Source organism: Pseudomonas sp. Ag1, assembly GCF_000278565.1.
Taxonomy (GTDB): domain Bacteria; phylum Pseudomonadota; class Gammaproteobacteria; order Pseudomonadales; family Pseudomonadaceae; genus Aquipseudomonas.
Window position 1 is genome coordinate 56,924 of record NZ_AKVH01000112.1, and the last position, 20,588, is coordinate 77,511.

The following is a 20,588-nucleotide window of genomic DNA, read 5'->3' on the forward strand; positions in this document are numbered from 1 at the left end:
TGCCCGTCGGATGTCGTTCAAGGAATTCATATGTCGCCCTGGCTGACGGTAGTAGGCATCGGTGAAGACGGCTTCAAGGGCCTGGGCAGAAACGCCCGGCACGCCCTGTTGCGCGCCTCGCGCATTATTGGCGGGCAACGCCAGCTGGACTTGTTGCCGGTGTGCATCCGTGGCGAACGCCAGGTGTGGCCCAGCCCGTTTTCCCTGGAGCCGGTGCTGGCCAGGCGTGGTGAAGCGGTGTGCGTGCTGGCCAGCGGCGACCCGATGTTCTATGGCGTGGGTGCGAGCCTGGCGCGGCAGGTGCCGGCCGATGAGCTGCTGATTCTGCCGGCGCCCTCTTCCGTGTCCCTGGCGGCGGCGCGCCTGGGCTGGCCGTTGCAAGAGGTAGTGACGCTGTCGGTGGTTGCCCGGCCGATGGCGGCGCTGAATGCGCATCTGGCCAACGGCGTGCGTTTGCTGGTGCTGAGCAATGACGGCCAGAGCCCGGCGGCGATTGCCACACAATTGGCCGAGCGCGGGTTTGGCGCAAGTCGCCTGAGTGTGTTTGAACACCTCGGCGGGCCGGATGAGCGCCGCATCGACGGCATCGCCCGGGATTGGCCTGGCGAACCGATTGCCGCGTTGAATCTGCTGGCCATCGACTGCGTGGCCGACGCCAACACAGCGCGCCTGTCACGCCTGGCAGGGCTGCCGGACTCGGCCTTCAGGCACGACGGCCAACTGACCAAGCGCGACGTGCGCGCCATGACCCTCGCCCGCCTCGCGCCGATGCCCGGTGAACTGCTGTGGGACGTGGGCGCGGGCAGCGGCTCCATCGGGATCGAATGGATGCGCGCCCACCCCAGCTGCCGCGCCCTGGCCATCGAGGCCGATGAAGGCCGGCAACTGTTGATCGAACATAACCGTGATGCCCTTGGCGTCCCCGGCCTGCAACTGATTCGCGGCACCGCGCCCCACGCCCTGAACGGGCTGGAAGCGCCGGACGCCATCTTCATCGGCGGCGGCGTCACCCGCGACGGCGTGCTCGACACTTGCTGGCAACACCTGCGCCCGGGCGGCCGGCTGGTGGCCAACGCCGTGACCCTGCAAAGTGAAATGACCCTGATGGCCTGGCGCGAACAACACGGCGGCGAGCTGACCCGCATTCATGTGGCCCAGGCCCAGCCACTGGGGGGCTTTGATACCTGGCGCCAGGCGCTGCCGATCACCCTGCTGGAAGTGATCAAGCCGCTATGAAACGCATCCTGCTGTTGGGCGGCGTGACGGAAGCCCTGGCCATCGCCCGCACACTGGGGCCCGAACATATCTACAGCCTGGCGGGTGTTGGCCGCGTTCCCACCGACCTTACGTGCCAGGTGCGCGTCGGTGGCTATGGCGGCGCGGAAGGTTTGGCGCAGTTCATTCGCGATGAAGGTATCGAGCTGGTGCTGGACGCGACCCATCCGTATGCCGCACAGATCAGCGCCAATGCCGCCCGTGCTGCGGGTGTGTGTGGCATTCCCTGCTGGGCCCTGCGCCGCCCGGCGTGGCAGCCACAGGCGGATGATGACTGGCGCGAAGTCGGTGACTGGGCGGAGTTGATTGAAGCTCTGAAACCCTTCAAGCGACCACTGTTCACGCTGGGCCGTGAACCGTTGCAACACCTCGACGAAATCCCCGCCGAGCAGTTCTGGACGTTGCGCGCACTGGATGTGTACCCCGGCAATGAACGCTGCGAAGTGATCGGCGCCCGTGGGCCGTTTTTGATCGAGGATGAGCGGGCATTGTTTGAGCGACGGCAAATTGATGTGCTGATCAGCAAGAACAGCGGCAGCACGGCTACCGAGCCGAAGCTGGAAGTGGCACGGGAGCGGGGGGTGCCGGTGTTGGTGTTGAGGCGGCCGGTGTTGGTGGCGGTGGATCAGGAGCTTTTGTCGCCCGCAGAAACAATCGAGTTATTGGCAGATTTCATTCGATAGATCAGGATCATCGCCCACCTCTATCAACTCTATTTGTGACTAAAGGGACGGCGATGAATCCACAACATGAACTGCTACACTCCAGAAACAGTTCAAGCCAGACTCAATTCTATTCAGGAGCTGACATGATAGACGTCAAAGAAGCCGTGCAAGTTGCCAAGGCAGCAGCCAATGACTTTCTCGGCCAGGAAACAGTACTTCAGGACTTGATGCTTGAGGAAGTCGAGTTAAACCCAGGCGACAAAACGTGGGCAATAACACTTGGCTTCAATGTTCCAGCCCCTGATAAATATCAACGATTAGGCGCATCTTTAGCGGGACAAATGTACGCAAGAAAATATAAAACATTCTTCATTGACTCGGAGACTGGCGAGTTCCGCTCCATGAAGATCCGCGAAGTATGATCGAAACATATATCCGGCAATATCGAAGAAAAGGAATCATAGTCGACACTAACCTGCTGCTCTTGGCACTGATCGGAGGCACACCCAGTATTGCAGGCTTCAAAAGAACAAGCGGGTACACCGCCAAAGATTACAAACTTCTGCTTAACGTGATTGATCAATTCGAAAAGCTTATTTCAACCCCTCATATACTTGCGGAAGTCAGCAACCTTACAAACGGGCTTTATGGGAGCAAGCTACACGACTTCTACGCAACATTAAAAAAATCATTATCGACAGTCATTGAGATTCACTGCCCTGCTCTTGATATAAGTTGCGATTATGAGCTGTCGCCCTACGGACTTACCGACGTCGGTATTATCTGTGCAGCCAAAGATAATTATCTAGTTTTGACAGATGACCTAAGAGTCGCTGGATTTGCTCATCAGCACAGCGTAGATGTCGTGAACTTTAATCACATACGGGAAGCAAGCTGGGACGTTTAAAGGCGTCTCACGGGATCATTCCCACACATCAGCGCAGGAACGATCGATCATCGAAGTGTTAAATGCGTTTTCCGCCACCTTCGTGCACCCGATCAGCCAGTAACTCCGCCAGCTCGATCAACTGAGCGACGCCCAACAACTCCTCTCGCTTCGATCCTTCCAGGCTAAACGCCAAGTCGCAACTCAGCGCATTGGCCGAGGCGAGTGTTTCAATGAGGTTGACCAACAGGTTTTCGGTGCTGATTCCGTCGGCTACGGTGAACAGCCGAAAGGGGGGATTGGGGGTAGGTTTAATCATTGTGAAGCTCCTAAGGGATGTGGAGCTGCCACTGATCGCCGCGACGCGATGGAAGGTGGCAGCTGTGCGCAGGTTCGCGGACCGGTCCCTAGGCAACCCGGCATACCCGAAGGTATCCCGCGCACAGCCACCATAGCGCCGCACAGTAGACGATAAAAAAGCGTCAACTGAAAGCAGACGATGGCGCTTAGCGCCTATAGGATCCGGGCCGCGACGCCCGACCACTGAGTTTGCAGTGGTGTTCGGAGACTAGAGATTGAGTTTCCCAAGGACAACCGCCAATCACTGTCGGAAATTTCTGTGGAGGGCCTCCACATTCGAATCGAACACAATCCAAACTGTGGGAGCTGGCTTGCCTGCGATAGCATCACCTCGTTCCAGCAGGAAGACCGAGTCGCCTGTATCGCAAGGTGCAATGACCTCGTAGGAAAGCGCCTCAATCATCGACATCCTTTTGACAACCTCGCTTTAAAAACTGATTCGCCTTACACCCCCCTCCGAACCAGCCGGCTGGTTCAGCCAAAAGCCCTCGCCCTAAGCTCCCCTCCCGCAGTTTTGCACCAGAGTCTGCGATGGGGATGCACTGCTTTTGCGGAGCATCGTGACTTGTCATTCTGTATCCCAAGGAATACGATCCAAGATGATTCACTTCAAGAAATCCAAGCATTTCCTGGAGTGGCTTGATTCGTTAAACAATAAACCGGCCCGTGCACGCGTACTGGCAAGGTTGAATAACGCACAATCAGGCAACTTCGGAGACTGTGAGACAGTAGGAAATGGCGTTTCGGAAATGCGCATCCACTACGGTCCTGGATACCGGGTTTATTTCACTCGTAGAGAGGAGGTGGTTTACCTGTTGTTGATAGGCGGCGATAAATCAACGCAGAAACGCGATATCCAGCGCGCTAAGCAAATTGCAGCAGACTTTGAAAAAAAGGAGTAAGCCATGACTGAATTTACAGACTTCGACATAGCGGAACACCTCAAGACTCCTGAAGATATGGCCGAGTATCTTGAAGCGTGCTTCGAGGAGGATGCCGGTGACGGACTGCTTATTCGTTCAGCCCTCAACAACATCGCCCGCGCCCAAGGCATGACTCAAGTAGCCCGCGACGCAGGCCTCGGACGCGAAAGTTTATATAAAGCCCTCTCCAGCACTGGCAATCCCGAGTTCGCGACTATCATGAAGGTCATGAAAGCGCTCGGCCTGAAGCTGCACGCCACAGCTGGTTGATAGCACTGCGACACCAAACCACACCGCCCCTTTTTACTTATCCTCCCCGATCAGGCTAAATACCCACCTGATCGCTTAACCCTACGGATTGTCCGCCATGGCCCGTCAACGCTTTGCAATTGCCTGGATAGCCTGCCTTGCAGTGCTGTTCAATGCGTTTGCCATGCCGCTGGCGGGTGCGATGCAGCAGGCGGATGACCCGGTCAAGCAACTGCTGTGGGGCAGTTTCTGCTCCTCCAATGCCAACAAGCTGACGGCCATTGCCCTGGGCAAGCTGGAGATTCCGGCGCCGCAGCAGGACGATCACTCCACCATGCAGCATTGCTGGTGCTGCTCGGGCTCGGCGCCATTAGTGGCGCTGCCGGGGCATTCACCAACACTGTATTTCGCAAGATTCGACGCGGTGCAAGACCTGCCGCCGCCGTCATTGCAATCCCCCACCCCGCGCCAGCAATGGCCGAGCCTTAACCCCCGCGCCTCTCCAACGGTCTGATTTCTTCGCAAGTGAACTGCGTTTAGAACCGTTCTGGAGAACTGCCATGCTCAAATCTTCCCTGCTTCTGGCTGCGTTGTTGCTGCCGGTGTGTGCTGCTGCCAATGCCGAAGACTTCAAGGTCGGCGAACTGGTGGTCAGCGAACCCTGGTCCCAGGAACTGCCGCCCAATGCGCCGACCGTCGCGGCGTATTTCGTGATTCATAACCAGGGCGAGCATGCGGATCGCTTGCTCAGCGTCGACACGCCCGTGGCCGCCAAGGCCGAACTGCATGAGCATGTGATGCAGGGCGATCTGATGAAGATGCAGCAAGTGACCAGCGTCGCGGTGCCGGCCAAAGGTGACCTGACGTTCGCGCCCATGGCCTACCACGTGATGCTGCTGGACCTGAAGGACCGCAGCGTTTTGCGCGACGGCCAGCATTTTCCGCTGACCCTGAACTTTGAAAAGGCCGGGCCAGTGAAGGTGGAAGTGTCAGTGCAGAAGCAGCCGCCCATGGCCAGCCACGAACACATGCACGCCCAATAGATAAACCTTGATGGGCGCCCCACGCGCCAGGTTGTCCCCGCACCGCCGTAAGCCTGTAGGCCTTATGCGCGGCAGCTGGATCAGCCTGTTCGCCATGCTGATGATCTTTATCGGTCCGCTGATTTCCCAAGCGATGCCGATGGATCATCACGCCGGCATGTCGATGGAAATGTCCATGGACGCGCCGAGCTGCCATGGCGACACCAAGCCTGCGACCGATCACCACAAAGCACCCGACGAACACCACGTGCTCTGGGAAAAGTGCGGCTATTGCAGCCTGCTCTTCAATTGCCCGGCGCTGCCTGGCAGCGTGTCGTTTGTCACCCTCGGCAGCCCGCCGCCCGCCAACGCCCTGACCCCCGCCCCACGCCTGGGCCATGCCCGGCAAACCGTGTTCCCCGGTGCCCGCAGCCGCGCCCCGCCCATCATCACGTAAGCACTTCACACCGTTACTTCACCCCGGCCGACTTTAGACAGACAGCCGCAGGCTGCTGGCCGTGTTGTTTACGAATGAATGATGGAATTTTTCATGTCCAGGTTTTCTGCTGACACCCGTTTGGGATGTACTCCCGTTTTCGCCGTTCTGTGTGGCGCGCTGCTGGTTCCTCAGGTCCACGCCGACGAGCCTGTCGACCAGAACGAACTGAGCCCGACGGTGATCACCGCCATTGCCCCCAGCTCACCACTGACCGTCGTCACCAACCCGAAAGACCCGCGCCAACCAGTGCCCGCCAGCGATGGCGGCGACTACCTCAAGACCATCCCCGGCTTCGCCCTGGTGCGCAACGGCGGCACCAACGGCGACCCGGTGCTGCGGGGCATGTTCGGCTCACGTCTGAACATCCTCACCAACGGCAGCATGATGCTCGGCGCCTGCCCCGGCCGGATGGATGCGCCCACCTCCTATATTTCACCGGAAACCTACGACAAGCTCACCGTGATCAAAGGCCCGCAAACCGTGCTCTGGGGCCCGGGCGCTTCAGCCGGCACGGTCCTGTTCGAGCGCGAGCCCGAGCAATTCGGCGAGCTGGGCACGCGGGTCAACGCCAGCATCCTGGCGGGCTCCAACGGGCGCTTCGACAAAGTCGTCGACGCAGCAGCCGGCGGGCCGCTGGGTTATGTGCGGGTGATCGGCAACCAGGCCCACGCCGATGACTACAAGGACGGCAACAACGACACCGTCGCCTCGCGCTACGACAAGTGGAACGGCGACGTGGCCGTGGGCTGGACCCCGGACGCCGACACCCTGCTGGAACTCACCGCCGGCCGTGGCGATGGCGAAGCCCGCTACGCCGGGCGTGGCATGGACGGTTCGCAGTTTTTGCGCGAGAGCCTCGGATTGCGCTTCGAGAAATCGAACATCGGCGAGGTGCTGGATAAGGTCGAAGCGCAGGTCTACTACAACTACGCCGACCACGTGATGGACAACTACACCCTGCGCGTCCCGTCGGGCACCGGGATGATGGCCGGTCCCATGGCGGCCAACGTCGACCGCCGCACCCTCGGCGCCCGTATCAAGGCCACGTGGCGCTGGGCCGATGTGCAGTTGATCAGCGGCATTGATGCACAAACCAACGAACACCGCGAACGCAGCGCCATGGGCGTCGACACCTACAAGGACCTGCCCCGCAGCAAGGACGCCAACTTCCACAACTACGGGGTGTTCGGCGAACTGACCTGGTATGCCGCCGACCGCGACCGCCTGATCACCGGCGCCCGCGTCGACCGCGCCTCGGCCAAGGATTTCCGGCAAACCATCAGCTCCGGGATGATGAGCAGCCCCAACCCCACCGTCGGTAAAACCCGCGCCGATACGCTGCCGTCCGGCTTTGTGCGCTACGAGCACGATCTGGCGGACAGCCCTGCCACCCTGTACGCAGGGCTTGGGCATTCGGAGCGTTTCCCTGATTACTGGGAGCTGTTTTCTCCCGACACCGGGTCGGTCGGTTCCGTGAATGCCTTCGACGGTGTGAAGCCTGAAAAAACCACCCAGCTGGATTTTGGCCTGCAATACAAATCCGCCGATCTCGATGCCTGGGCCTCGGGCTACGTCGGCCAGGTGCGTGACTTCATCCTGTTCGACTACCAACCGGGAATGATGGGCACCACCTCCCAGGCGCGCAATGTGGACGCGCGAATCATGGGCGGTGAATTGGGCGCAGCCTACAAGCTGACCGCCAACTGGAAGGCCGATGCCACCTTCGCCTACGCCTGGGGCAAGAACACCAGCGACGGCAAACCGCTGCCGCAGATCCCGCCGCTGGATGCGCGCTTCGGGCTCACCTACAGCCAGGACGACTGGAGCGCCGGCGCCTTGTGGCGGGTGGTCGCGGCGCAAAACCGCATCGACCAGAACAAGGGCAACGTGGTGGGCAAGGACTTCGACAAAAGCTCGGGGTTTGGCGTGTTCTCGCTGAACGCGGCGTATCGCATCAACAAGAATTTCAAGGTCAGCACCGGCGTCGACAACCTGTTCGGCAAGGCGTACGCCGAGCACCTGAACCTGGCCGGCAACGCCGGGTTCGGCTACCCGGCCAATGACCCGCAAGCCATCAAGGAACCGGGGCGCACGCTCTGGACCAAGGTGGACATGAGCTTCTAAGCGCATCACAGGCAAGCCCGCTCCCACAGTTGCAATGTATTCCCCTGTGGGAGCGGGCTTGCCCGCGATGGCGTCCTCGATAACACAAAAAATCCAAGCCTTTGCGGAGCACCCTGATGAACCCACCGAAGATTTCCTTCTACAACCTGGCCTGGCGCTGGCATTTCTACGCCGGGCTGTTTGTCGCGCCATTCATGGTGCTGCTGGCCCTGACCGGCATCATCTACCTGTTCAAACCTCAACTCGACCCGCTGATGTACGGCAACCTGCTGACCGTGCAAAGCGCCGAACACGCGCTGAGTGCCGACGAGCAACTGCAACGTGCCCAGGCTGCCTATCCACAAGGCAAGATCAGCAAGTACCTGCCACCTGCCGACGCCACCAGCAGCGCGCAATTCGTGATGCACAACGACGGGCGCGAAGTGACGGTATTCGTCGACCCGTATCGCGGCACCGTGCTCGGCGAACAGGACTCGAAATACAACCTGCAAGCCATCGCCCGCGCGCTGCATGGCGAGTTGATGATCGGCACCGTCGGTGATCGCCTGGTGGAACTGGCCGCCGGCTGGGGCGTGATGCTGGTGATTTCGGGCGTGTATCTGTGGTGGCCGCGAGGCAAGTCGGCGGCGGGCATTCTGTGGCCGCGGCTGGGCAGTCGCGGTCGCTTGTTCTGGCGCGATTTGCACGCGGTCGCCGGTTTCTGGGGCGCGGCGTTCCTGCTGGTGATGCTGCTCAGCGGCATGACCTGGACCGGCTTCTGGGGCAAGCAATACGCCGAACTGTGGAATAAATTCCCGTCGGCCATGTGGAACAACGTGCCGCAGTCCGACCAGCAGGCCCGCAGCCTCAACACCGCGAGCCAACAAACCGTGCCGTGGGCCATGGAAAACACCCCGATGCCGATGTCTGGCGAGCATGCCGAGCACATGAAGCACGCCGGCATGAGCCAGGGCCCGGCAGCCCCGAGTATCCGCCTGCAACAGGTGGTCGACCTCGCCAACTCACGCAAGGTCGAGCCCGGCTACAGCATCACCTTCCCCACCACTGCCGAAGGCGTGTTCACCCTCGCGGTGTTCGCCAACGACCCGCGCAATGACGCCACCCTGCATGTGGACCAATACTCCGGCAAGGTCCTGGCCGATGTGCGCTGGGAGCACTACAACAGCGTGGCGCGGGTTACCGAATCGGGCGTGATGCTGCACGAAGGCAAGATGTTTGGCGTGGTCAATCAGATCATCGTGCTGCTGATTTGCCTGATGATCCTGCTCAGCGCCGTCAGCGGTGTGGTGATCTGGTGGAAGCGTCGGCCACAGGGCAGCCTGGGGGTTCCACCGTTGCGCCATGACCTACCGAAATGGAAAACCGCGATGGTGATCATGCTCGGGCTGGCGATTGTCTTTCCGCTGGTGGGCGCCTCGCTGATCGTGGTCTGGGCACTGGATCGCCTGGTGCTTTCACGGTGGTTTGGCCAACGTGAATCTGCCTCAGGTTCAGCGTGAAACAGACGAGATGCCCTACCTAGAGGCGTTATGTAGTCTTACGCGGGCTTTCGCCCACGCCGCACAAAGTGTTATGTTGTAACACTTAATGTGTTCTCCCACTCGCCGCGCCCTGCGGCGAGTACCGTCTCGAAGAAGCGATTTATCGTCCGATGAACAAGTACCTTGCGTCCGGCCTGTGCCTGCTCGCCCTGCAAAACACTGCCCAGGCCCTGACGCTTCCCGCCAGTGCCGTCTCAGCCCCCGCCGTCGACGACGAGCGCGTCGACCTGAACACCCCGACCACGGCAGGTTCACGCCTGAACCTCACGGCCCTGCAAACGCCGGGCAGCGTTGAAAGCCAGACCGGCAAGCAGATTCGCGCCCGGGGCGATGCCACGGTGCAGGACGCGATTTCCCGGGCCACCGGCATCAGCCGCACCGGCACGCCGGGCGACGGTGGTACCTCGTTGTCGGCACGCGGGTTCACCGGCCAGAGCTCGGTGCTGCAGTTGTACGACGGCGCGCGCATGTTCGATGGCGCGGGTACTTCCACCTTCCCGGTGGACACCTGGTCCGTTGAGCGGGTGGACGTACTGCGCGGCCCGGCCTCGGTGATGTACGGCCAGGGCGCCACCGGCGCGGTGATCAACACGATTGCGAAGAAACCCTTCGAGGGCGAGATCGAAAACCATATCCGCCTGGGCTACGGTTCTTATGACCGCCAGCAGCAAGCCCTCGACAGCGGCGGCTCGCTGACCGACACCCTGAGCTATCGCCTGAACATCAACCGCCTGCGCAGCAACGGCTTCATCGACCGTGGCGACTCCGGCAGCGACTTCGTCAGCGGTGCCCTGCGCTGGCAGGCGGCGGATAACCTGAGCTTCACCCTGGCCTCCGACTACGGCGACCAGACCCCGCAAAACGACTACGGCACACCGCTGATCAACGGCCAGTTGCACAAGGGCCTGCGGGACAAGAACTACAACGTCAGCAACGATATCCAGCACTACAACGACCAGTGGACGCGCCTGACCAGCGAGTGGCAGATCAACGACAACGTCACCGCCACCAACGAACTGTCCTACCTGAAAAACCAGCGGCGCTGGCAGAACGCCGAGAGCTACAACTACGTCGACGGCGGCCTGGTGCGCCAGAGCTACCTGGGCATCAAGCACAACCAGGAACAGGTGGGCGACCGCCAGACCTTCACTTTCAAGCACACGCTGTTCGGCCTCGACAGCCAGACGGTGACGGGGGTGGAGTACAACCGCATTCGCTTTCGCCTGGCCAGCAACTCGCCGTTCGATGACCTGACGAACGCCGGCCAACCGGTGGACATCAACCACCCGGTACCGCAGCCGTTTGAAAGCGCCAGCCCCTTCGTCCCGCAGTCCGTCAGCACCACCAAACAGCTGGCCGCGTTCGCCGAAAACCGCCTGCAACTGACCGATAAACTGTCGCTGATCACCGGCGTGCGCCGCGATTACCTGCACATCGACAGTGACTCCCTGGTGGATGGCAGCGACTCCAACAAGACCTTTACCGGCAACAACTGGAAAGCCGGCCTGGTCTACGCGATCACCCCGGACACCTCGGTCTACGGCCAATACGCCACCAGCACTGACGGCGTTGGCAGCCTGATCACCCTGAGCCCGAGCCAGCAGCAGTTCGGCCTGTCCACCGCCAAGCAAACCGAGATCGGCCTCAAGCAGGCGTTCTGGGATTCCCGTGGTGAATGGACCCTGGCGGCCTACCACATCGTCAAAAAGAAACTGTTGGTGAGCGTTCCAGGCACCACCCTCAAGGAACAAGTCGGCCAGCAATCCTCCAACGGCCTGGAAGCCAGCCTCGACCTGCAACTGCCCGATGCCTGGCAACTGCAAGCCAACGCTGCGATCGTGCGGGCGCAGTACGACGACTTCTCCGAAGTGGTCAACGGCCAGTCCGTGTCCCGCGACGGCAACCGCCCCACCGACGTGCCGCGTCGCACCGCCAACCTGTGGCTGAGCAAGGCCATCACTGACGACGTGCGTGCCGGTGCTGGCGTGCGTTATGTAGACTCGCGTTTCGCCAACACCGCCAACACCAGCGAAGTGCCGAGCTACACCGTGGTCGACGCCAGCGTTTCATGGAAAGCCATGCGCAACACGACATTGGGCCTGCAATTGAATAACCTGTTCGACCGCACTTACGCCGTCAGCCAATACAACGACGGCCAGCAATGGATCCTGGGCGAGCCGCGCTCGTTCTTCGTGACGGCGGACTACACCTTCTAACTGAACGCAACACTGTCCAAATGTGGGAGCGGGCTTGCTCGCGAATGCGGTGTGTCAGGCACTGTATCTGTTACTGATCCACCGCTTTCGCGAGCAAGCCCGCTCCCACATTTGTCCTGTGTTGGACCTGAGAGTAAAGATGACCTCACTCAACCTCACCGCCCTCGCCTGGACCCCACCAGGCCACGAGCACTGTCATCACCAGTTCCAACTGCGTGACGCCAGCCTGCACGTGAACGCCGGTGAGTTCGTCGGGCTGATCGGCCCCAACGGCAGCGGCAAGACCAGCCTGCTGCGCTGCGCCTATCGGTTCAGCAAACCGGCTGACGGTGAGGTGCTGCTGGAACACCAGAACGTCTGGAAGCAATCCTCGAAGTGGTGCGCGCAACGCATTGCCGTGGTGCTCCAGGAGTTTCCCGACGCCTTCGGCCTGCGGGTGGATGAAGTGGTCGCCATGGGCCGCACACCGCACAAGGGCCTGTTCGACAGCGATACGCTTGAAGACCAGAACCTGATCCGCCAGGCCCTCGATAACGTCGGCCTGCTGGGCTTTGAAGACCACGCCTTCGCCACCCTCTCGGGCGGAGAAAAGCAGCGGGTGATCCTCGCCCGCGCCCTGGCCCAGCAACCGCAACTGCTGATCCTCGACGAACCGACCAACCACCTCGACCCGCGCTACCAACTGCAATTGCTGCAACTGGTCAAGCGCCTGAACATCGGCACCCTGGCCAGCATTCACGACCTGAACCTGGCCGCCGCGTTCTGTGATCGGCTGTACGTGATCAACCACGGGCGCATCGTCGCCAGCGGCACACCTCACCAAGTGCTGACCGCCGAATTGCTGCGCGAAGTGTTCGGCGTTGAAGCATTGATCGACACTCACCCCTTGTCCGGCTACCCCCGAATCACCTGGATAACCCAACCATGATCCTGCGCTCCCTGCTGTCTCTCGCGTTGCTGCTCGGCACTTCCCAGGCGTTCGCCGAAGCGACCCATTACCCGCTGAAAATCCAGAGCTGCAACCGCGAAGTGACCTTCGCCGAGGCACCAAAACACGCGGTCAGCCACGACATCAACATGACCCAGATGATGCTCGCCCTGGGCCTCAAGTCGCACATGGCCGGCTACAGCGGCGTGACCGGCTGGAAGTCGGTCACCCCGGAAATGGCACAGATTCTCGACGGCCTGCCGGAACTGGCGAGCAAATACCCGTCGGTGGAAACCCTGCTCAACGCCAACGTCGACTTCTTCTTCGCCGGCTGGGACTACGGCATGCGCGTCGGTGGCGACCTCACCCCGCAAACCCTGCAACCGTTGGGCATCAACGTCTACGAGCTGACCGAGTCCTGCGCCTTCGTGATGAAGCGCCCGGCGGCCACCCTGGAAGACACCTATAACGACCTGCGCAACCTGGGCAAGATCTTCGACGTGCAGGACCGCGCCAATGCACTGATCGCGCAGATGCAGGCACAGGTCGCCCAAGTGCAGGAAAACCTGCCGGCCGACAAGCCTCGCGTGTTCCTCTACGACAGCGGCGAAGACCGCGCCATGACCTCCGGCCGCCTGGGCATGCCCCAGGCGCTGATCGACGCCGCCGGTGGGCGCAACATTCTGGATGACGTGGACGCCAGCTGGACCCGGGTCAACTGGGAAACCGTGGTGGAGCGCAACCCGCAGGTCATCGTGATCGTCGACTACAGCGAAATCACCGCCGAGCAAAAAGAGCAGTTCCTGCTGAACAACCCGGCGCTGCAATCGGTGGACGCGATCAAGAACCAGCGCTTTATCGTGATCCCCTACGTGCAGGCCACGCCGGGCATCGACAACGTACTGGCGGTTGAAACCCTGGCCAAGGGGTTTCACGGCGAATGATTACCCGTCGCTATGCCCTGCTGCTGAGTGCCCTCGGCGCGTTGTTGCTGATCTCGTGCGTGGTCTCGCTGGGGTTCGGCTCGGCGCGGGTACCGGTGGACGTGGTGTGGCGGATCCTGCTGCATAAAGCCTTCGGCGTTGGCGAGGTGGACTGGAGCGCGGGGCAGGAACATATCGTGTGGCTGATCCGCGTGCCGCGCATGCTGCTCGGTGCCCTGGTGGGCGCAGGGCTGGCGTTGATCGGTGCGGTGTTGCAGGCGGTAACGCGCAACCCGCTGGCGGATCCGCACCTGCTGGGCGTGACTTCCGGTGCCACCCTCGGCGCGGTGATCGTGGTGCTGCATGTGGGTGAAGTGATCGGCTTGCTGACCCTGCCCATCGCGGCGTTCATCGGTGCGTTGCTGAGCATGATCGTGGTGCTGGCGGTGGCCAGTCGCAACGGTCGGCTGGAGAGTGACCGCCTGCTGCTGTGCGGGGTGGCGGTGTCGTTCGTGATGATGGCGGTGGCGAATTTGCTGCTGTTCATGGGCGACCATCGCGCGGCCTCGGCGGTGATGTTCTGGATGCTCGGCGGCCTCGGGTTGGCGCGCTGGGAACTACTGGCCATTCCCTTCGCCACGGTGTTGCTGGGGCTGGTTTTGCTGCTGGGGATGGCTCGCCCGTTGAATGCGCTGATGGCCGGCGAACAGACCGCCGTGACCCTGGGCCTGAACGCGCGCAATGTGCGGCTCAAGGTGTTCCTGATCGCCTCGCTGATGACCGGCGTGCTGGTGTCCATCAGCGGCTCCATCGGCTTTGTCGGGCTGATGGTGCCGCACATTGCCCGGCGCCTTGTAGGTGCCGAACACCGGCGTTTGCTGCCGGTGTGCGTGCTGTTGGGCAGTGTGTTCCTGGTGTGGGTGGATGTGGCGGCCCGCACAATGATTGCCCCCGAAGACCTGCCCATCGGCGTGGCCACGGCGGCCATTGGCGGGCTGTTTTTTATCGGGCTGATGCGGCGGCGTTAAACCCCCTGGTCGGCCTGCTTGAATGCATGCAACAAGCGCCGCGCCACCTGGCTGCGGGGTTGCCAGAAGCGATCGGTTTCCAGGATGGTCAGCTTGCCCGAGGTCGCCAACCGGCGGATCACCTCGCTGGGCTTGACCTTCACCACACCCGTGTCTTCGTCGATCCAGTCATCGCGCAGCAACTGGCTTTCGTCCGCGTGATAGCTGGGCTCATACACAATCAACGCGCCGTGCACCGGGGTGAAGTAGTAACGCGCCCCCGCGATCTTGTCCTGGCGCAGCATCTCGATGAACCCGCGGATTTCCTTCTGGGCAATGAAGTTGTGGGCCAGGCCTTCTTCGTAGCGATCCGCCAGATGCTGGCGCTCGGTGTCGAGCTTGAACAACTGCTGGACGCCCATCACCTTGTAGCCCGCCGGGTAGCGGGTCGATGTGCTGGGGTAGCCGAGGTTCATGATGCCTTCGAACAATGCCTTGTAGGCCGGTGTGTCCGGCCGCAGTCCCACGGCCACCGAGGGGCCCGGGTCTGCCACCGGTTGCACGGCGATGAAGGTGTCGCTGTCGCCGTTGCCCAGCACCGCTCCCAGCCGCGCCTGGTGCTCCAGCGGCACAACCTGTTGCCATACCTGGCGCGCGGCATCGTCCGGGTGGGCGCACAACGGGCCCAGGGCCATGCGGGTATCGCGCACTGCCAGTGTCGTGGCCAGGCGCTTTATCCGGGGCAACAAGGCATCCCAGAACGGGCTGCTGTCGAGTACCCGCAGCTCGCCGGACTCCACCAGTTTCAACACATGGCTGTCGATGCTGCCACGACTGTTGAGGTGTTTCAGATACGCCGCCTGCCGGCGGCTGGAATCCCAGTCCGGGTCGATCCTCACCGCCTGGTACCGAAACAGTGAGCCGTCGGCACATGACACATGCAACGCCAGGAACCGCTCACTCTGTGCCACCCGCAAAAAGCTCAGCGCCGCCAGCACCACGGCCGGAGCCATCAGTTGCGCGTAGCCTTCGGCCTGGGGCAACTCGGGCGCAGCACGCTGCGGCAGCCTCAGATACAGGCCTTGCAGGCTGTACCCGCTCGGCAACTGCCCGCGCAGGAACGCCCGGTCGAGGGCAAAGCCCAGGTCGTCGCCCTTGACCGGCGCACAGGCGACAAAATGCCCATTGTCGGAGGACTTGAGAATCACGCCAAAGCTCAAATCGGCGCGCCCCTGGGCGTATTGATGACCATAGCGTGCCGCGTCGTCAGCATGCTTGAACACCGGGCCCAGCTGCCGATCCGCCACGGCATGGACCGCCGCCTGCGGCGCAACGTAGGCCAGGCCGGGCATCCAGCCCGGCAGCACACGCTGGGCAGAGCCCCACAACGGGCCGCCCTCCAGTACCTGCAAAGTCCCCACCCGCGCCAGCTGATTGACCAGCTCGGTGGGGCTCTTGCGGCCGCTGCGCATCTGCTGCTCGATGGCATTGCTGTAAGGGTCGTGCAACGCCAGGCTGTTGGGGGCCAGGGAGGTTTCCAGGTGGCTGAGCAACTGCGTCGCTTCGTTGCGCCGGGCCGAATCCAGCAAGCTGCGCTCGGCGTCCTGGGTACTGAAACCGATGAGTGAGCCGTCGGGCGTCAGCAGGTATTCGTGGGTCCACAGGTGACCCGACTTCAGGGCGGTCTCCAGTACTTTGGTCGAGAACAGGTTTTGATACACCGCGTTTTCTTCAGAGGGTAACCAGAACTCCAGCACCCGGGCGACACGTGACCGGTAGCGCGCGACCATTTTCCAACCAGGGGCCAGCAGCGCCTGGCTGACGTCCAGGCCCGGCAGGATGACGTTCGGGTCGAAGTCTTCACTCAACACCGGCACCGCCAGGGTCGCGACAAACTTGCCGTTGCGCTGCAACACCAGCCCGCCTTGCAGCGTGTCGCGCTGTGTGCCCAACTGTTGCTGGACGTAACGCACCGCATCGGCCTGGTTGCTGAACAGCGGGCTCAATGGGCGACGCATAAAGTTGGCGAAGGCGGTCCATGGGGCCTGGCTGACATCCAGCTTACCCGCCAACGCCCAGCATTCGCTCGGCACCAAAACGCTCAACCAGCTCAACTTCGCCACTTCGTTGACAAACCCGACCGCCGAGAGCTGCCCGCTGGCCATCAAGGTCTGCACGTCTTCATAGACCCCCGACGGCTGACGCACCGGGTTGAACAGCGTCGATGCCACCGGCGTTTGTACCTGCAGCAGCGCCTGGTCCAGTGTCGAGATAAACACCGGCAAGCCCGTCAGTGCGCCTGTCTCCCGTTGGCGCTTGGCCTCGACGGTGGCACTGGCCAGATCCCCGGCCGAAATAAAATGCTGCGCCAGCCAGTGTTCGGCGGTGGTCAGCCCCTGTGGCATCCAGTTGCGCCGGTAAACCAAGGCGTGCAGTTGATAACCCGCGGGGTAAATGAACTCGCCTTCGTCATCCACGGCAAACACGACGCTCAAGGCGAACAGCCCGGCCCTATCCCAGGCGGGTACAAGCTCGGAGCAGACAAAGGCGTCCTGATCGCGATGCTTGAGCATGAAACCGAAACCGGTTTGCGTCGGTGCTTCATGGTCCAGGCGCGTGTGCAGTGCCCGAGCCGCGTCAGCGGCACTGGCGCAGACCGGGCCATAGGCAATCTGCTCCGGACGTTCGCGCCGGGGTATCGGCAGGCGTGGCCGCCAGTGTTCGGCGATCAGCCCCGGCGCGCCCCACAACGGGTTGGCCTGCACCACCCGCACGCTGCCGGCCGCCGCCACCTGGCTGATCCACTCCCGCGCCGTCAGCGTGCCGCTGGCCAGGTTGAGGGCCGTTGGGCTGCGATGGGGCAAGGGGTCGAGCGCCTTGAACAGGTTCGCCTGGGCGGCAGAGTCGATCAGGTCATACGCCAGCAAACAATCTTCGGCGCCCGACAGGTAGGCCACGGACACCTGTTGGCGATTGCGGATCAGCGTGTGCACGTCCAGGGCGCTGAACATCTGCGCCTCCAGGCAGGCATCGTCCCGCGACCAGCCCGGGCGCTGCAGGCGCTCGGGTTCCAGCAACGAAACCCCGCGGCTGGAACCGTACACGGCCTTCAGCATGTGACCGGGCGGGAGCAGTGAGCGGCCCTTGACGTCCTGGGGGTAGACAACGCCCAGGGCAAAGCGCCCGGCGTCGCTGGCCGGCAATGGCTCAGTGGCCACGTAGAGACCGTCCGGGCGCTGCAGGATATAGCCGCAGTATTCGCCCTCACGCCAGCTGCCGATTTGCCCGTGGGCGTAGCGTGCCGCGTCTTCTATCTGGAGAAACCCGCGGCTCAGTTGCGGGCGGGGTGCCAGGGCGTAAGGTCGCCAGGTGTCGGCGACCAGCCCCGCCACATCCCACAACGTGCCCGGTTGCAACACCGACAGCGCCCCGGCGGCGGCGACCTTTTGGATCATCTCGTGGGGCGTCACGGTGGCGGCCCGCAGTTCATCCCCCAGCCCGTTGTCCGTCACCCGGCCATCGGGCAGCACCTGGTAGAGCTGGCTTTCCTCGGCCGAGCCGGAAGCGTCATAGGCCAGTTGAGCGCCGTCCGCCGTGCTGAGGTAGAAGGCCAGATTGCTCTCGGGGTGGATGCGCAGCGCGGCAATCCCCTGGGCAAAATCCGTGGTGTCGATAAAGCCCTCGTACAACCAGGGTTCGGCGCCGATGCCGGTGGCGTCCGGTGCGCTGCGGCAGTACCAGCCACGCAGGGCGAAGCCTGGCGGCAGGCTGGCATTGCCAAAAACATTCGCCAACACGAAAAGGGTTTCGCCGGCGGGTATCGGTGCGCAAGGCTCGCTGACCACATACTGCTCTGCACTCGAGTGCTTGAGGATGCAACCGACTCGCCGGCCATCCGCCGTTGCCTGCATACGGTCATGGGCATAACGGGCGGCGGTTGCCAGGTCAGTGAAAACCCAGCTCAGGGGCATATCAATGGGGGCTGCGGCGGCGAAAGGCGTTTCGGGCTCCCAGGTGGCCGGGACCCGGCCCTGGACGTTGTACCAGGTCTCATCCGCCAGCAGCACCGTCAACTCACCGAGTTTTACCAGCTCTTTGATCAGCCCTTCACGCGTGCCGTCAAAACCTTGTACGCGGGCCACACCCTGGCCATCGCGTTCAACTTGTGCCAGGTACTCGCCGAATTCACGCTCGGCCCGAGAGCCGCTGACAGCGTATTTGATCAACGTACCGTTCGTTCCGCTGGTGTAAAGCACCTTGATCTGATCGGAAAAAACCAGCGTCATGTCGATCGCTTGAGTCGACGGTGTACTGACCAGGAACGCCAGCTGTCGCGAGGTTTTTTGAGGATAGTTGGCACGCACCTCGGCCAGGTCGTAGACAGGTCGATTGAACTCGCCAACCATTTGGTGCCCTTCAAGCTCGACCCGCGTCAGAGCGTTGTCGGTGGGCAATGCCCCACCCCACAACGACAGCCACCTGTCAGGGTCTGACAGCCTGGAGGCCACAAACAGCCCATCGCTGCGCTTGAAGATGTAAGCCTGGAGAAAGGAGCCATGGGGTGAACCCACCTTGTAATGCAGGTAGCGTGCAACATCATCGACAGTGACGAAGGCAGGGCTGAGCGACGCATGGACTTTCGCGAAGGCCCGCCATTGCGGTCCCACCACCCCGGCTGAGTCCCATATCCGTCCGGCCTCAACCACCGTCAGCGTGCCCACGGCGGCCACGTGCCGGACAAACTCGGAAGGGCTCAAGGTACCGTCTTTCAGGCGCCTGTCGAGATCCGCACCGCGATTGGCGAACAACTGAGACTGCGCCTGCGAGCCTGTGCAGTGGTACATCAGCAGCGCGCCGTCGTTGGCGCGCAAGTAAAAGTGCAAGCCCAGGTCGTCGGTCCCCGCCATCATCACCACGGCAGCCAACGCAGAAGCCGTGAAGAAGTTTTCCGCCAGCCACGACTCTTTCGCCACGGTCGGTTTCGCTTGCAGTGATAGGGAGCAGTAAATACCGAAGGTCAAAAACTCACTGTCCGCCTTGTGCACTTTTGGCAGTGACAACTTGCCACTGGTCAGCGCAAACGCCGCCTTGAGTTCATCCGACGGAAATTCGGCCACGTACTGGTTCGACGCGCTTTTGTACAGGTAGCCAAAGAGACTCTCCTGCCGTGCAAACCCCAGCGGCGGCAAGACTGATCGCACCGCGTCCTGCCACCGGCGGCTGACTTGGCTGGCGAGAGGCGCCAGTGCGTCCTGCCCGATTTGCGACAGGGTTTGATTGAGGGTCCACGGCGCCAGCAGTTGGCCAGGCTTTCCACCCAGCTCGGCGTTGGCAACGATGACCCGCAGGTAGCCGGCCCTGGCCGTCTCATTGATAAAGGCGATGTAGTCGTCGAAATCGGCCGCAGGCTTGGCCGCCATCAACTGGTTCAAGAAGCTGGCCTCAGTCGCAGAGCCGCTGCTTTCATACTGGATGAGCGAGCCATAGAACCCGGACAGGTAGTAACGGGTGCACAGCATGCGCACCTGGATGATGATGCGCAGGATATTGATGGGGAAAAAGCTGCGATCCAGGCGGCGCTGCGCGCCTGTCCAGTGCTGTATCTGCGCGGAGCGTCGGGTGCCATCCTCGCCGCGCGAACTGTACAGGGCGTGAACGCTGTGGCCCTCGTACGCCAGGAAATTCCTGTTGGCATCTACCTTGAGCAGGTCGCTCTGGAAGTCGAATGCAGTGGCGGTGCCGGCCACCGGCACGCTTGGCAGGTACATCCCGTCATCACGCTTGAAAACCAGCCCGCCAAATACCGTCTCGCGCCGGTTGCCGATCTGTTGATGCGCCCAATGGGCGGCATCATGGTCGGTGACGAATGCCGGCCCCAGATGGGGAACCGGCCTGCGCGTGATCGCCACTTGATCGTCTTGAATGTGAGTACTGTCCATGTTCATCGTCACTTGAGTGAAGTTAAGAAAA

General features: G+C 62.0%; 17 protein-coding genes. 15 read left to right on the forward strand and 2 right to left on the reverse strand.

What is annotated here, in order from left to right:
• Positions 1–30: 30 nt before the first annotated feature.
• The 4 genes from A462_RS02975 (at position 31) to A462_RS02960 (ending at position 2,847) form a co-directional block, all read left to right on the forward strand.
• Positions 31–1,236, forward strand: coding sequence for a bifunctional cobalt-precorrin-7 (C(5))-methyltransferase/cobalt-precorrin-6B (C(15))-methyltransferase (locus A462_RS02975; protein WP_008439029.1), 1,206 nt, complete (start codon positions 31–33; stop codon positions 1,234–1,236).
• On the forward strand, positions 1,233–1,958 hold the full coding sequence (locus A462_RS02970) for a cobalt-precorrin-6A reductase (protein ID WP_008439030.1): 726 nt from the start codon (positions 1,233–1,235) through the stop codon (positions 1,956–1,958). The genes A462_RS02975 and A462_RS02970 overlap by 4 nt, the downstream gene beginning before the upstream one ends.
• A gap of 125 nt (positions 1,959–2,083) precedes the next feature.
• The gene (locus A462_RS02965) at positions 2,084–2,362 is read left to right on the forward strand and encodes a hypothetical protein (protein WP_003217345.1); all 279 of its coding nucleotides are present in this window, start codon (positions 2,084–2,086) and stop codon (positions 2,360–2,362) included.
• Entirely contained in the window at positions 2,359–2,847 is a 489-nt protein-coding gene (locus tag A462_RS02960) for a PIN domain-containing protein (protein ID WP_003217347.1), read from the forward strand. Before A462_RS02965 ends, A462_RS02960 begins: the two co-directional genes overlap by 4 nt.
• A gap of 58 nt (positions 2,848–2,905) precedes the next feature.
• Here A462_RS02960 and A462_RS02955 read toward each other — a convergent pair whose 3' ends face one another.
• A complete protein-coding gene (locus A462_RS02955) occupies positions 2,906–3,145 on the reverse strand; it encodes a DUF6124 family protein (protein WP_008439031.1) in 240 nt (79 codons plus the stop codon).
• Between the two features lie 640 nt (positions 3,146–3,785).
• Here A462_RS02955 and A462_RS02950 point away from each other — a divergent pair.
• The 11 genes from A462_RS02950 to A462_RS02900 all read left to right on the forward strand — a co-directional run bounded on the left by A462_RS02950 (position 3,786) and on the right by A462_RS02900 (position 14,639).
• Positions 3,786–4,088, forward strand: coding sequence for a type II toxin-antitoxin system RelE/ParE family toxin (locus A462_RS02950; protein WP_008439032.1), 303 nt, complete (start codon positions 3,786–3,788; stop codon positions 4,086–4,088).
• A gap of 3 nt (positions 4,089–4,091) precedes the next feature.
• Positions 4,092–4,379 (forward strand): addiction module antidote protein, encoded by a 288-nt coding sequence (locus tag A462_RS02945; RefSeq protein WP_008439033.1) that lies wholly within the window; start codon positions 4,092–4,094, stop codon positions 4,377–4,379.
• A gap of 97 nt (positions 4,380–4,476) precedes the next feature.
• Positions 4,477–4,872, forward strand: a complete 396-nt coding sequence (locus A462_RS02940) for a DUF2946 domain-containing protein (RefSeq protein WP_008439034.1) — start codon at positions 4,477–4,479, stop codon at positions 4,870–4,872.
• Between the two features lie 46 nt (positions 4,873–4,918).
• The gene (locus A462_RS02935; protein WP_008439036.1) at positions 4,919–5,401 is read left to right on the forward strand and encodes a copper chaperone PCu(A)C; all 483 of its coding nucleotides are present in this window, start codon (positions 4,919–4,921) and stop codon (positions 5,399–5,401) included.
• A 10-nt stretch (positions 5,402–5,411) separates the two neighbouring features.
• The gene (locus A462_RS02930) at positions 5,412–5,837 is read left to right on the forward strand and encodes a DUF2946 domain-containing protein (RefSeq protein WP_157222893.1); all 426 of its coding nucleotides are present in this window, start codon (positions 5,412–5,414) and stop codon (positions 5,835–5,837) included.
• Between the two features lie 93 nt (positions 5,838–5,930).
• Complete coding sequence (locus tag A462_RS02925) at positions 5,931–8,003, forward strand: TonB-dependent copper receptor (RefSeq protein WP_050550332.1); 2,073 nt, start codon at positions 5,931–5,933, stop codon at positions 8,001–8,003.
• Positions 8,004–8,119: 116 nt separating this feature from the next.
• Positions 8,120–9,502: a PepSY-associated TM helix domain-containing protein gene (locus A462_RS02920; protein WP_008439042.1), complete on the forward strand. Its 1,383-nt coding sequence runs from the start codon at positions 8,120–8,122 to the stop codon at positions 9,500–9,502.
• A 152-nt stretch (positions 9,503–9,654) separates the two neighbouring features.
• Entirely contained in the window at positions 9,655–11,760 is a 2,106-nt protein-coding gene (locus A462_RS02915) for a TonB-dependent receptor (protein WP_008439043.1), read from the forward strand.
• Positions 11,761–11,899: 139 nt separating this feature from the next.
• Positions 11,900–12,688 (forward strand): ABC transporter ATP-binding protein, encoded by a 789-nt coding sequence (locus tag A462_RS02910; RefSeq protein WP_008439044.1) that lies wholly within the window; start codon positions 11,900–11,902, stop codon positions 12,686–12,688.
• A complete protein-coding gene (locus A462_RS02905) occupies positions 12,685–13,632 on the forward strand; it encodes an ABC transporter substrate-binding protein (RefSeq protein WP_008439045.1) in 948 nt (315 codons plus the stop codon). Before A462_RS02910 ends, A462_RS02905 begins: the two co-directional genes overlap by 4 nt.
• Complete coding sequence (locus tag A462_RS02900) at positions 13,629–14,639, forward strand: FecCD family ABC transporter permease (protein WP_003217368.1); 1,011 nt, start codon at positions 13,629–13,631, stop codon at positions 14,637–14,639. Before A462_RS02905 ends, A462_RS02900 begins: the two co-directional genes overlap by 4 nt.
• On the opposite strand, the gene A462_RS02895 is transcribed toward A462_RS02900, so the two are convergent.
• Positions 14,636–20,557 carry a hypothetical protein gene (locus tag A462_RS02895; RefSeq protein WP_008439052.1) on the reverse strand — a complete coding sequence of 1,974 codons (5,922 nt, stop codon included), beginning with the start codon at positions 20,555–20,557 and terminating at the stop codon, positions 14,636–14,638. The genes A462_RS02900 and A462_RS02895 overlap by 4 nt on opposite strands.
• Between the last annotated feature and the right edge of the window lie 31 nt (positions 20,558–20,588).

What these genes read in the sequence shown, in the direction of transcription:
- A462_RS02975 (WP_008439029.1), top strand. Translation starts at nt 31, where the DNA reads ATGTCGCCCTGGCTGACGGTAGTAGGCATCGGTGAAGACGGCTTCAAG.
- A462_RS02970 (WP_008439030.1), top strand. Translation starts at nt 1,233, where the DNA reads ATGAAACGCATCCTGCTGTTGGGCGGCGTGACGGAAGCCCTGGCCATC.
- A462_RS02965 (WP_003217345.1), top strand. Translation starts at nt 2,084, where the DNA reads ATGATAGACGTCAAAGAAGCCGTGCAAGTTGCCAAGGCAGCAGCCAAT.
- A462_RS02960 (WP_003217347.1), top strand. Translation starts at nt 2,359, where the DNA reads ATGATCGAAACATATATCCGGCAATATCGAAGAAAAGGAATCATAGTC.
- A462_RS02955 (WP_008439031.1), bottom strand. Translation starts at nt 3,145, where the DNA reads ATGATTAAACCTACCCCCAATCCCCCCTTTCGGCTGTTCACCGTAGCC.
- A462_RS02950 (WP_008439032.1), top strand. Translation starts at nt 3,786, where the DNA reads ATGATTCACTTCAAGAAATCCAAGCATTTCCTGGAGTGGCTTGATTCG.
- A462_RS02945 (WP_008439033.1), top strand. Translation starts at nt 4,092, where the DNA reads ATGACTGAATTTACAGACTTCGACATAGCGGAACACCTCAAGACTCCT.
- A462_RS02940 (WP_008439034.1), top strand. Translation starts at nt 4,477, where the DNA reads ATGGCCCGTCAACGCTTTGCAATTGCCTGGATAGCCTGCCTTGCAGTG.
- A462_RS02935 (WP_008439036.1), top strand. Translation starts at nt 4,919, where the DNA reads ATGCTCAAATCTTCCCTGCTTCTGGCTGCGTTGTTGCTGCCGGTGTGT.
- A462_RS02930 (WP_157222893.1), top strand. Translation starts at nt 5,412, where the DNA reads ATGGGCGCCCCACGCGCCAGGTTGTCCCCGCACCGCCGTAAGCCTGTA.
- A462_RS02925 (WP_050550332.1), top strand. Translation starts at nt 5,931, where the DNA reads ATGTCCAGGTTTTCTGCTGACACCCGTTTGGGATGTACTCCCGTTTTC.
- A462_RS02920 (WP_008439042.1), top strand. Translation starts at nt 8,120, where the DNA reads ATGAACCCACCGAAGATTTCCTTCTACAACCTGGCCTGGCGCTGGCAT.
- A462_RS02915 (WP_008439043.1), top strand. Translation starts at nt 9,655, where the DNA reads ATGAACAAGTACCTTGCGTCCGGCCTGTGCCTGCTCGCCCTGCAAAAC.
- A462_RS02910 (WP_008439044.1), top strand. Translation starts at nt 11,900, where the DNA reads ATGACCTCACTCAACCTCACCGCCCTCGCCTGGACCCCACCAGGCCAC.
- A462_RS02905 (WP_008439045.1), top strand. Translation starts at nt 12,685, where the DNA reads ATGATCCTGCGCTCCCTGCTGTCTCTCGCGTTGCTGCTCGGCACTTCC.
- A462_RS02900 (WP_003217368.1), top strand. Translation starts at nt 13,629, where the DNA reads ATGATTACCCGTCGCTATGCCCTGCTGCTGAGTGCCCTCGGCGCGTTG.
- A462_RS02895 (WP_008439052.1), bottom strand. Translation starts at nt 20,557, where the DNA reads ATGGACAGTACTCACATTCAAGACGATCAAGTGGCGATCACGCGCAGG.